Genomic DNA, 11,792 nt, shown 5'->3' with positions numbered 1-11,792 from the left:
GTTAATTTAAGCCTACTTTCAAATATTAGCTCAAGAAAGTTTTTTTATTAATATTATGAAGATGAAAGATTAGTAGTTAAAACTGGGTTAAAACCCAGTTTCTAAAATAACTTTTTCATAGTATTTATTTAAATCTAAAATACCATATTCTAGAGGATTTGATTCTTGAAACTCTTTATTAAAGTAGTCAAAGGCTTGCCAAAAGTTTGGATTTGCACGATTTATAGTATATTTTAAAAATTTTTTATTATATATTGGTGTATTTTCATAGTTTTGTATCAAATCAAAAAAGTCATTTAAATCATCTTGATTTACATATACAAAGATATTTGGATATGAGCCAATAAACCCTTCTATAAAATCTATATCATCTTTTGTTGGGTCAAGTCTTGATTTTTCATCAAACATCAAAGCTATATTTTTATGCCATCTATTTACCACAAGTGTATAGTTTAGATTCTCTTTATTATTTAAAAGAATTCTAATATTTGCAGTATTTGCTCCAGCTCCTATAAAATGTTGTATTACTTTTGAGACATTTGGAGTTGAGAGAGATTTCAAAGCTTCTTGAATCTCTTCTTTTGTATTATAATAAGGTTTTAGAGGAATTGGTTCATAATCTTTTTCTACAAAGTTTATTTCATCTTTTTTTGTATTTGTATAGGCTAAAAGATTTTTTACAAATTCAAATTTATAATCTTTTGTTTCAAATTTAATACCTGTTTCATTTTCGCTTGGCGTGTAAACTGTTAAATATTTTGCTAACCAACCAATATACCATGAATTAAAGTAGTCAATTCTACTTTTTTGAGGAAGAAACTCTAAAAAATTACTTTCTCCTTCTACTCTTAATCTATCCATATGAGTTCGTACTAATAGTTGATGAGCTGTATTTCCAAATACATCAAATCCAGCAACAAGTGAGTAGTAAATTCTCTCTAAAAGAGGAAAATCTATAACCCAAAGAGTTTTTGGAATATTTCCTAAAGCTCCTTTATGAAGTGATGCAGAATCAAAATGTCTATAAACTGTAAGAATAGAGTCATTGTTTGGGCTATTTCGTAAATAGTTTAGTTTTAGACCATCTTTATAATGCTTTTTATATAGGGCTGCTCTATTTGTTTGATAATCTTTTGTCTCTTTCTCTTTTCCTAAATTTTTAAATGTTTGAAAAAGGCTAGGGTCTTCACCTAGTTGATTTGGAATTTTTAAGTTTTCAAAGTTGTTTTTTAAAAAGTTTTTATCAATTACACTTAAATCATATTTTGGATCCATAAATGCTACCCAAAAGTGGTCTTGGATTACATTCAATGCAATTTGACCTTTGCAAACAGGACCTTTTATAAAAGTATTTATTATAAAATAGATATCTTTTAACATAAATTCATAACGACTAAGTGCTGGAATTTGTTTAAAAACTTCGAGTGCATTTGGGCTTTCTTGTTCATTATAGCTAGGAAGATAAGGTTCTTCTTCCCATTCGGGTTTTATAAATATATCATTATAAAATTTTAGTTTTTCATCATCTATTTTATAAACCATATGAGTTTTATGAACTATTGTAGAGTTTACTTTTTGTAGTCTATAATAAAAAGGTTCTTTTACTTCATCATAAGGAAATCTTGTTGCTATTATTTGTGGTTTTTCTCCACTTGGAGTAGTTGAACGAATTAGTTCATAAAAATTACCACTTGTTTCAAAAAAATATATATGAGCTAAAAATAGGTGCTCGTAAATATATCTTGCTGTTACTTTATGTTTTATATCTGGATTATTTAAAAAATCTTCAAACTTTTTTATCTCTTTTTCTTCAAAATTTGGGATTTTTGACTCTTTTGTATCATTTAAAGAGCCATTATCTAACCAAGTCATAATAGTGTTATATTCTTCTTTAGTAAGTCCTGGAAAACCATATGGCATTGCTTTGTGTGGATTTTCATTTAGATAATTTTCAAGCTCATCTCTATTTTTTACACAAGTTAATTTATCAGTTTCAGGAGAGTAGTTTCCTTTTAATTGTGGATTTAACTCTTTTTGAAATAAAAATTGCATCATTATTGATTCATTTGAGTCTAAATCTTTATCTAAAACAGAAGAGAAGTTTTTTGCTCTCCAATCATTTGTAGATAAAGCATCTATAAAAAGTCTTGTTGGTTGCGCTGCATTTAGTCTTGTTGCATAAACTTCATCCTTTGAACTACCACGTTCCAATCCTTCATAAGAGTCTAATTTTAATTGACAAGGTGAGTTATAGCAAGAGTGACAAGAGACACAACGATTATCAAGAATTGGTTTTATATCTTTTTCATATGAGATATTTTTTTGTACTTTTTCAAACTCTACTTCATCTAATTCTTTGTTTGAACAAGCTGTAAATAAAAGAGTGAATAGTAAAATTATTAAAATTTGTAGCTTCATAAAATCCCCTAAATAAAAATTTTGTACAGATTATATAAAAACTTTATTTTTAAAGTGCTTTTTGCTAAAATCCAAAACTAAAATAAAAGGAAAAAAATGCAACATTTAATACGAACTTCTGATTTTACAAAAGAGGAAATTTTAGATATTTTTAATGATGCTAGAGGTTTTTTGGATTTTAAACCTTGTGATATTTTAAAAGGTAAAATTATTGTAACTTTATTTTTTGAAAACTCTACAAGAACTAGAAGCTCATTTGAAATTGCTGCAAAAAGGCTAGGAGCTGAGGTTGTAAATCTTGATGTTGGAACATCTTCTACAAAAAAAGGTGAGACAATGTATGATACAGTTGCAAATATAAATGCTATGAAACCAGATGCTATTATTATAAGACATAGTGAGTGTGGATTACCTGAGAGTTTAATAGGATATGTTGATTGCCCTATTATAAATGCAGGAGATGGAAGACACTCTCATCCTACACAAGCTTTTTTAGACCTATTTACAATTTATGAATATTTTGGTGGAAAAACAGAAGGTAAAAAAATAGCTATTGTTGGAGATGTTAAAAATTCAAGAGTAGCAGGAAGTAATAGAAGATTACTTCCAAGATTTGGAATTGATGTAAATCTTGTAGCACCAGACTGTTTTAAATATGAAGGAGATGAATTTAAACAGTTTAGTACAATTGCTGAAGTTATTGATGATATGGATATAGTTATGAGTTTAAGAAGTCAGTTAGAAAGACATAATATTACATATTTTGAATCACTACAAGAGTATGCTAGAGATTTTTGTATAACTTCTGAATTAATGGAAGGTAGAGATTTCTTACTTCTTCATCCAGGTCCAGTAAATAGAAATATTGATATAAGTGATGATGTTTTAAAACATCCTAGATGCAAAGTGCTTGAACAAGTTACAAATGGTGTTGCTATTAGAGCTGCTATTTTAAAGAAGTTGATACTTGGATAAATTGGACAATATAAAAAACTTATTAAATAAATATGGCTCTTCAAAAGAGCCTTTTTTATTTCTGCTATCTTATGACCTACAAAAAATTTATATAGAGAAATCAAGAAATCTTACAAAAAATATAAAATATGAGTTAAATAGCTTTGGAAATAGTTTACTTAAAGAGTATTTTTTTAAAAAATTTCCACTATCTTTTTTGGAGTATAAAGAAAAATTTGAAAAGGTAAAAGAGCAAATAAGAGCTGGAAATAGTTATTTGCTTAACCTTACATCACAAACAAGAATAGAGACAAATCTTAGTTTAGATGATATATATATAGCTTCAAATAGTCTATTAAAGTTAAGAGTTAAGATTGATGATTTAGATTTTGTATGTTTTAGTCCTGAAAAATTTGTAGAGATTATAGATAATAAAATCTATACTTATCCTATGAAAGGAACTATTGATTCAAATATAGAAAATGCAAAAGAGGTTTTACTAAATTGTCCAAAAGAGAAAGCTGAACATACTATGATTGTGGATTTACTAAGAAATGATTTAGGAAGAGTATCAAAAAATATAAAAGTAGAAGAGTTTAGAACTTTTAGTAAAATAGTTACAAAAGATAAAAATCTTTTACAAACTAGTTCAAAAATTAGTGGAGAGTTAAAAGATGTAGAATTTTTTAATAAAATAGGCTTAACTCACAATTTACTAAATAAAGATTGGCGAGATAATTTAGGAGATATTATGTTAAACCTTCTTCCTGCGGGATCAATTACTGGAACACCTAAAAAATCAACAATAGATATTTTAAAAGATATTGAAAATTATGATAGAGGATTTTATACAGGAGTTTTTGGAATTTTTGATGGGAAAAATCTCCAAAGTTTTGTACTAATAAGATTTATTGAAAAAATAGAAGATGAGCTTTTTTATAAAAGTGGTGGTGGAATTACTATTGATAGTGATGTAAAACTTGAATATGAAGAGCTTATAAATAAAGTTTATTTTCCATTTTAAAGGATTTTTATGTATTTTGAAACAATAAAGTGTGAAGATTTTGAAGTTTTTAATTTGGATTATCATAATAAAAGAGTTATAAGAACTATTGGAAAAAATTTAAATTTACAAGAGTATATAAATCCACCTACAGGTGAGCTTTTAAGATGTAAATTAATATATGATGAAAATGAGATTTTAAGTGTAGATTATTTTCCTTATAAAAAAAGAGAGATTAAAAGTTTTAAAATAGTTTTTGATGATAATATTAATTACTCTAAGAAATATCTAAATAGAGAGAAACTTGATGAGTTATTTATAAAAAGAGATAGTTATGATGAGATTATTATTGTCAAAAAAGGTATTATAACTGATACAACTATTGCAAATATTGCCATACTAAAAGATGGACTTTGGATAAGTTCTAAAAACTGTTTATTAGAAGGAACTACAAGAGCAAAACTTATTGAAGAGAAGAAAATTATTGAAAAAGATATAACTTTAAATATGTTAAAAAGTGCAGAGAAAATAGCACTTATGAATGCCATGATAGGATTTATGCAAATAGATAATTATTCATTTAGTGTATAAACTCTATTTAAAAGCTTCTCCCATTTGTTCTCTTTTCCCCAATTTATAGTGATTTTTTTTATGAATTTATCATTTGTTAAAGAGTAAGAGTCTATTTCATTGAAAGCAAATCTTGGAGTTAAATCGACTCTTTTTGAAAAAGGAATTACTACAGAACTTAGATTATCCATAACTAAAGGAGATTCATTTTTGTTTTCAGAGTATAATAAAATCATATGGCTTCCTCTATTTGCTTTTATATCAACAACAGCAAAATATAGGTTCTCTTTTTTAATTCCTAACTCTAAAAGAGTAAAGTATTTTGCTATTGCATAATCTTCACAATCTCCATGTCCATTTATTAAGAACTCTTTTGGAGTTGCCCAATAGTCATCTATTCCAGAGCTTTTATTATCAAATTGTGGAAGTATTTTATTTATAAAGCTATTTGTGTGAGATAACTTTCGTATTAAATCATAATCTTTAACTTTTATTTTTAATTCATTATATTTTTCTAATCTTTTTTCTATAAATGATTTTTTTGGTGAGTTATTTATAGTTTTATAATCTTTTGAATTTAGCTTAAATTCATATGCAAATAGGCTATTTGATATAAGTAAAATAAGGATAATTAACTGTTTCATAAGATATAATAACAAAAAATCTATAAAAGGAACTAATTTTGCTAGATGATATTATAGAGAGTTATGAATATAAAGAGCTAGTTGAAAAGCAAGTAAAAGAGCAAATATCTTTTTTATTATCAAAGAATCAAGAGTTTTCAATAGTTTTAAATGTTGAGAAAATAGATTTTAATCCTAAATTACCAAAACATTTAATGGATAAAATTAATCAGTATGCCTTATTTACTTTGGCAAACTATACTTATACTACAATAGAACTAACTAATGATTTTATGACTTTTGAAACTGGTTTTGGAGAAGAAAATATAGGTAGTATCTTATCTGTACCTTTTTATTCTATTTTACAGATAGTTGTGGATGAAAAAATCATATTCCTAAATCATACAGCAACTGTTGATAAATTTAAAATGGAAGAACAAAAAAGAAGTTCAGTTGATGTTTTTAAAAACAATCCAAAAAATAGTAAGTTTAGTAATTAAAAGTGGTCTAAAACCACTTTTTTATTTTTTTGGAGAGAACTTAAATAAAGCACTTCCCCAAGTTAGTCCACCACCAAAAGCATCAAATAAAACTGTATCACCTTTTTTTAATTTTCCTTGCTCATAAGCATAGTTCATTGCCATAGGAATTGAAGCTGCTGAAGTATTTCCATACTTATCAACTGTTACAATAGTTTGTTCTTCAGTCAGATTTAATGCTTCTCCCACAGCTTTTATAATTCTATAATTTGCTTGATGAGGAATAAAATGAGTAATATCTTTATTTGAAAGTTTATGTTTTTCTAACATTTTTATAACATCAGAAGTGAGAGTTTTAACAGCTAGTTTAAAAGTCTCATTTCCTTTCATGCTAATACATGCCATTTTTGTATCTAAAACCTCTTGAGAACATGGATTCTTACTTCCACCACCAGCAGTTTTAATTAAATCTTCATAAGTTCCATCACTAGAACACTCTACATCGATTATTGCTTCATTTTTATCATTTGTAGCACTAATAATTGCAGCTCCAGCCCCATCTCCAAAAATAAAACAAGTTGTTCTATCTTCATAGTTTAAAATAGAGCTATATTTTTCTGCGCCAACAATTAGAACATTTTTCTTTAAACCAGATTCAATAAAAGCTTTTGCAATATTTAAAATATAAACAAATCCAGTACAAGCAGCACTTACATCAAATGCCATAATATCTTTTATTCCAATTTTAGAAGCGATTAAACAGGCAGTTGAAGGCATACATAGAAAATCTGGAGTTACTGTTGCACATATTATTAAATCTATATCTTCTTTATTTATTCCTGCCCTTTGTATCGCAATTTCTGCAGCACGTGAACCTAAATCCGAAGATGCTTCATTGCTTTCTGCAAGCCTTCTCTCTTTTATACCAGTTCTTTTTGTAATCCACTCATCTGTTGTATCAATGATTTTTTCAAAATCTGAATTTGTCATAATTTTAGGTGGAATATAAGCTCCAATTGATCTAAAAGCTGCATAAGTCATTACATTTTATCCTTGAGTACTAAACAGTTTCTTGTTTAGTACTATATTTTACTAATCTTTGTTCAATAATACTATCTAAGTTTGAACTAGCTGCATTTATTGCTTGAAAGATTGCATTTTTTATTGCTTTTGGGTTTGATTTTCCATGAGAAATTATAACAGGGGCTTTTACACCAAGTAATGGTGCTCCACCATATTCTGCATAATCAACTCTAACTTTAAGGTTTTTAAATACCTTTCTCATTAATACTGCACCAGTAATAGAAATAAGAGATCTTTTTAGATTCTTCTTAATAATTTTACCAATAGTATCTGCAACACCCTCAGCAGTTTTAAGTAGGATATTTCCTACAAAACCATCACAAACAACAACATCAACAGTACCTTTAAAAATATCACTACCCTCTACATTCCCTGCAAAATTAGGAACTTTTGATAGTAACTTATATGCCTCTTTAGTTACTTCATTTCCCTTGCTTTCTTCTTCACCATTACTTAAAAGACCAATAATTGGTTCATCAAGTCTTAATACAGATTGAGCATATGCTTGCCCCATAATAGCAAATTCAAATAGATTTTTTGCATCACTATCAACATTTGCACCAACATCTAAAACTAAAGTATTTTGGTTTTCACTTGTTGGCATAAGTGTTGCAATCGCAGGTCTTGATACACCTTTTATTCTTCCGATTCTTAAAGTTGCTAAAGACATACTAGCTCCAGAGTGTCCAGCTGAAACTACTGCATCTGCTTTCCCTTCACGAACTAACTCTATTGCTTGATAAATTGTTGATTCTTTTCTTTTTAGAGCATCTGTTGCACTATCATGCATTGATATTACATCATTTGCCTCATGTATTTGTATTCTATTTAAAAAAGTAGGGGGGATAAGTTTTAAAAGTTTTTCTTTATTTCCTACAGCTATTGCTGTAAAATTTATGTTGTTTCTAAGTGCTTCAATAAGCCCTTCTATTATAGGTTCAGGACCGAAGTCCCCTCCCATTGCATCAATTGCAATCTTTAACATTAGTTTTTATATTCACCAGTGTTTGGATTAACCATATGAGGCATTTTCCAAGAACCATCACTATCTTTTACTGGTTTTTTTAATGTAATTTTGTAATGAGTTCTTCTCATTGCTGATCTTGAGTGAGACACTCTTCTCTTTGGTACTGCCATATTATTCTCCTATTTAAAATTCTTTTTCGAAAAGTTGGTTATCACTTAAACAATTTTTGCAAATATGATAATCACTTTTTATACTATTTAGCTCACTTTGAATAATCTCATCAAAGTCTATCAAGCTATTTTCTATTTCTATTACTAAAAACTCTTCCTCATCACCTTTAAATATACCATCACTTAAAAGAAGTTTTAACTCTTCTTCTATTGAAAAAGGTTCAGAAGCTCCACATCTTGAGCAATCAATATCAATATTGCCCTTTAAAATTGCTTCGATTTTTACTAAAGATGATGAAATTCTACAAAAAGTACCTTCAATTTTAACTGAATTAAGAGAAGTTTCTAAATCTTTTTTTGTTGTTGGTACTTTTTTAAACTCTATTTTCATAGTTTATTAACAGATTTCTCTTTGTGCAAAGAAGAAAGCAATTTCAACTGCTGCATTTTCTAATGAATCTGAACCATGAACAGCATTTGCATCAATAGAATCAGCGAAATCTGCTCTGATTGTTCCTGCAGCTGCTTCTTTTGGATTTGTTGCACCCATTAATTCTCTATTTTTTGCCATTGCATTAACACCTTCTAAAACAGAAACTACAACTGGTCCAGAGATCATAAATTCAACTAAATCTTTGAAAAAAGGTCTGCTTGCATGAACAGCATAAAATGCTTCTGCATCAGCTCTTGAAAGTTGTAATTTTTTTGTAGCTGCTACTCTTAATCCAGCTGATTCAAATCTATCTAAGATTTTTCCAACTACATTTTTTGCTACAGCATCAGGTTTGATGATTGATAACGTTTGTTCCATCTATTTGTCCTCTTTAATTTTTTAAGTCGCGGATTATATCGAAAAAAATAAAAAAAGACAAGTAAAAAATACTTGCCTTTATAATAATGTATTAAAATATTTTGAAATTATTCAATTACAGGAGTTCCAACAGTCCCTCTATCATCTTTTTCGATTTTACTTGAACCAACTTCATCCCATACAATACAACCTTCAGTTGGACAGGCATCAGCACATGCAGGGGCATCGTTATGTCCTACACATTCTACACATTTATCTTTATATACATAATATATATCTTCACCTGTTGGATTATCATCATTATCAACTATAGCACCAACTGGACACTCATCTAAACAAGCATCACAACTAATACAAATATCAGTAATTAAAACAGCCATTTTTAGTTCTCCTAAATAAATTTTTCTAACTTTAACAAAGAGTTTATAAAATTATCTTTAATTAATATTATAGAGGAAAAAAATTATTAGTCGAAAAATATTTTTTAATTTAAGCTAACTATAAATTTTATTTGATACAATTTCGATATTAAAATTTATTTAGAAGGATTAATTATGTTAGTAACAAAAAAAGCTCCAGATTTTACAGCAACAGCTGTAACAGCAGATGGTCAAATAGTTGAAGATTTTAACTTATATAAAAATATTGGTGAAAAAGGTGCAATTTTATTCTTTTGGCCTTTAGATTTTACATTTGTTTGTCCATCAGAAATTATTGCATTTTCAAAAAGAACAGATGAGTTTAAATCAAGAGGAATCAATGTAATTGGTTGTTCAGTTGATTCTCAGTTCTCTCACTTTGCTTGGAGAGAGACTGCTGTTGAAAATGGTGGAATTGGAAGAGTTAAATTTCCAATGGTAGCAGATTTAAGCAAACAAATTGCAAAAGATTATGATGTTTTATTTGGTGATTCAGTTGCATTAAGAGGATCTTTCTTAATTGATGCTGATGGAACAGTAAGACATGCTGTTATTAATGATTTACCATTAGGAAGAAATGTTGATGAGATGATTAGAATGGTAGATGCAATGTTATTTACAAACGAGCATGGAGATGTTTGTCCAGCTGGTTGGCAAAAAGGTGATGAGGGAATGAAAGCAGATACTGCTGGAGTTGCTGAATACTTAGCTAAAAATGAAGGAAAATTATAATATTAATTTTTCATAAAGGGTACTAATTTTTTAGTGCCCTTTTTTATTTTTCTTGACAAATTTAGAAATATTAACTAGAATTGTCCTTTTACTTTATAAAAAAATCTCAAAAAACTACAAAACTACATAATTTTATGTGAAATCAAAGGCAAATACACTCATGGAAGAGTCTAAAGAAGAACTAAAATCAAAAACTACAAAAAAGACAAGAACACATATTCCTGTTGATGGTTATAAAATAGAGCAATTAAGAGAGTTACCTATAGAGACTCTTTTAGATATTGCAAATGATTTGGATGTTGAAAATCCTCAAGAGCTAAAAAGACAAGATTTAATGTTTATGATACTTGCATCTCAAATAGATGCTGGTGGATTTATTTTATTTACTGGAATTTTAGAGATAAAAGAGGGTGGATTTGGATTTTTAAGAGCAATAGATGGAAACTTTTCTGATACATCAAATGATTCTTATGTAAGTGCTACTCAAATTAGAAAGTTTGCATTAAGAACTGGAGATATTGTAACAGGACAAGTACGACCTCCAAATAAAGATAGTGAAAAGTATAATGCTCTACTTAAAATTGAAGCAATAAACTATCTACCTGTAAAAGATTCAAAAAATAGACCACTTTTTGATAACTTAACTCCACTTTATTCAACTATGAAATTTAATTTTGAATATGAATCACACAAAATGACAGGAAGAATGCTTGATTTGTTTGCTCCAATGGGAAAAGGGCAAAGAGGATTAATTGTTGCCCCACCAAAAACTGGTAAAACAGAACTTCTAAAAGAGTTGGCACATGCAATAAGTAAAAATCATCCAGAAGTTACTTTAATGGTTCTATTAATTGATGAAAGACCTGAAGAGGTAACAGATATGCAAAGAAGTGTAAAAGGAGAGGTTTATAGTTCTACTTTTGATTTACCTGCACAAAATCATGTAAGAGTTGCTGAGATTGTTATTGAAAAAGCAAAAAGACTTGTTGAGATGAAAAAGGATGTCGTAATTTTACTAGATTCTATTACAAGATTAGCAAGAGCTTATAATACTGTAACTCCAAGTTCAGGGAAAGTTCTTTCAGGTGGAGTTGATGCAAATGCACTTCATAAGCCAAAAAGATTTTTTGGAGCAGCTAGAAATATTGAAGAAGGTGGAAGTTTAACTATTGTATCAACTGCTTTAATTGAAACTGGTTCAAAAATGGATGAAGTTATTTTTGAAGAGTTTAAAGGAACAGGAAATAGTGAAGTAGTTTTAAGTAGAAATGCTGCAAATAAAAGAGTTTATCCTGCTCTTGATATTATTAAATCAGGTACACGAAAAGAAGAACTTCTTTTATCTCCTGATATCTTACAAAAAACATGGATTTTAAGAAATGCAATTTCTCAAATGGATGAAGTTGAAGCTCTTAAATTTCTCTACTCAAAAATGCAAAAAACAAAAAATAATGATGAATTTTTTGCTTCTATGAATGAATAAAAGCTTTATGTTTGCTTAAAAATGCCTAAAAAAGTAAAATATTTACAAATTTGTAGATATTTTACTTGTAATTTAAACAA

Annotated in this window: 14 protein-coding genes; 6 read left to right on the top strand and 8 right to left on the bottom strand. The window is 28.2% G+C overall.

Features of this window, described 5'->3' with window-relative positions; translation table 11 throughout:
* Positions 1 to 87: 87 nt before the first annotated feature.
* Entirely contained in the window at positions 88 to 2,418 is a 2,331-nt protein-coding gene (locus AFAEC_RS09845) for a fatty acid cis/trans isomerase (protein WP_026805100.1), read from the bottom strand.
* Positions 2,419 to 2,514: 96 nt separating this feature from the next.
* Here AFAEC_RS09845 and AFAEC_RS09840 point away from each other — a divergent pair, with 96 nt between their 5' ends.
* From AFAEC_RS09840 to AFAEC_RS09830, 3 genes are read left to right on the top strand one after another with little or no spacing between them, the layout of a single operon-like run.
* Entirely contained in the window at positions 2,515 to 3,393 is an 879-nt protein-coding gene (locus AFAEC_RS09840) for an aspartate carbamoyltransferase catalytic subunit (protein WP_026805101.1), read from the top strand.
* 1 nt (position 3,394) lies between these two features.
* On the top strand, positions 3,395 to 4,396 hold the full coding sequence (locus tag AFAEC_RS09835) for an aminodeoxychorismate synthase component I (protein WP_371317633.1): 1,002 nt from the start codon (positions 3,395 to 3,397) through the stop codon (positions 4,394 to 4,396).
* A 9-nt stretch (positions 4,397 to 4,405) separates the two neighbouring features.
* A complete protein-coding gene (locus AFAEC_RS09830) occupies positions 4,406 to 4,966 on the top strand; it encodes an aminotransferase class IV family protein (protein ID WP_034216045.1) in 561 nt (186 codons plus the stop codon).
* On the opposite strand, the gene AFAEC_RS09825 is transcribed toward AFAEC_RS09830, so the two are convergent.
* Complete coding sequence (locus AFAEC_RS09825; protein WP_026805104.1) at positions 4,948 to 5,589, bottom strand: transglutaminase-like cysteine peptidase; 642 nt, start codon at positions 5,587 to 5,589, stop codon at positions 4,948 to 4,950. The two genes, AFAEC_RS09830 and AFAEC_RS09825, sit on opposite strands and share 19 nt — an antisense overlap.
* Before the next feature lie 38 nt (positions 5,590 to 5,627).
* Between AFAEC_RS09825 and AFAEC_RS09820 the strand changes: the two genes are divergently transcribed.
* The gene (locus AFAEC_RS09820) at positions 5,628 to 6,068 is read left to right on the top strand and encodes a hypothetical protein (RefSeq protein WP_026805105.1); all 441 of its coding nucleotides are present in this window, start codon (positions 5,628 to 5,630) and stop codon (positions 6,066 to 6,068) included.
* Between the two features lie 21 nt (positions 6,069 to 6,089).
* On the opposite strand, the gene AFAEC_RS09815 is transcribed toward AFAEC_RS09820, so the two are convergent.
* The 6 genes from AFAEC_RS09815 to AFAEC_RS09790 form a co-directional block, all read right to left on the bottom strand.
* The gene (locus AFAEC_RS09815) at positions 6,090 to 7,088 is read right to left on the bottom strand and encodes a beta-ketoacyl-ACP synthase III (protein WP_026805106.1); all 999 of its coding nucleotides are present in this window, start codon (positions 7,086 to 7,088) and stop codon (positions 6,090 to 6,092) included.
* A gap of 19 nt (positions 7,089 to 7,107) precedes the next feature.
* Complete coding sequence (gene plsX, locus AFAEC_RS09810; protein WP_026805107.1) at positions 7,108 to 8,115, bottom strand: phosphate acyltransferase PlsX; 1,008 nt, start codon at positions 8,113 to 8,115, stop codon at positions 7,108 to 7,110.
* On the bottom strand, positions 8,115 to 8,267 hold the full coding sequence (gene rpmF, locus AFAEC_RS09805; RefSeq protein WP_024774619.1) for a 50S ribosomal protein L32: 153 nt from the start codon (positions 8,265 to 8,267) through the stop codon (positions 8,115 to 8,117). Before rpmF ends, plsX begins: the two co-directional genes overlap by 1 nt.
* Before the next feature lie 13 nt (positions 8,268 to 8,280).
* On the bottom strand, positions 8,281 to 8,658 hold the full coding sequence (locus AFAEC_RS09800; RefSeq protein ID WP_026805108.1) for a DUF177 domain-containing protein: 378 nt from the start codon (positions 8,656 to 8,658) through the stop codon (positions 8,281 to 8,283).
* 6 nt (positions 8,659 to 8,664) lie between these two features.
* Positions 8,665 to 9,078 (bottom strand): nucleoside-diphosphate kinase, encoded by a 414-nt coding sequence (gene ndk, locus AFAEC_RS09795; RefSeq protein ID WP_026805109.1) that lies wholly within the window; start codon positions 9,076 to 9,078, stop codon positions 8,665 to 8,667.
* 107 nt (positions 9,079 to 9,185) lie between these two features.
* Positions 9,186 to 9,458, bottom strand: a complete 273-nt coding sequence (locus tag AFAEC_RS09790) for a DUF362 domain-containing protein (RefSeq protein ID WP_026805110.1) — start codon at positions 9,456 to 9,458, stop codon at positions 9,186 to 9,188.
* Between the two features lie 174 nt (positions 9,459 to 9,632).
* Here AFAEC_RS09790 and AFAEC_RS09785 point away from each other — a divergent pair, with 174 nt between their 5' ends.
* Both AFAEC_RS09785 and rho read left to right on the top strand, forming a co-directional pair.
* On the top strand, positions 9,633 to 10,229 hold the full coding sequence (locus AFAEC_RS09785; protein WP_026805111.1) for a peroxiredoxin: 597 nt from the start codon (positions 9,633 to 9,635) through the stop codon (positions 10,227 to 10,229).
* A 160-nt stretch (positions 10,230 to 10,389) separates the two neighbouring features.
* Positions 10,390 to 11,712, top strand: a complete 1,323-nt coding sequence (gene rho, locus AFAEC_RS09780; protein WP_026805112.1) for a transcription termination factor Rho — start codon at positions 10,390 to 10,392, stop codon at positions 11,710 to 11,712.
* Positions 11,713 to 11,792 lie beyond the last annotated feature (80 nt).

The sequence above is a fragment of the Aliarcobacter faecis genome (genome assembly GCF_013201705.1).
Classification (GTDB): domain Bacteria; phylum Campylobacterota; class Campylobacteria; order Campylobacterales; family Arcobacteraceae; genus Aliarcobacter; species Aliarcobacter faecis.
This window is presented reverse-complemented; position numbering and strand designations above follow the sequence as displayed.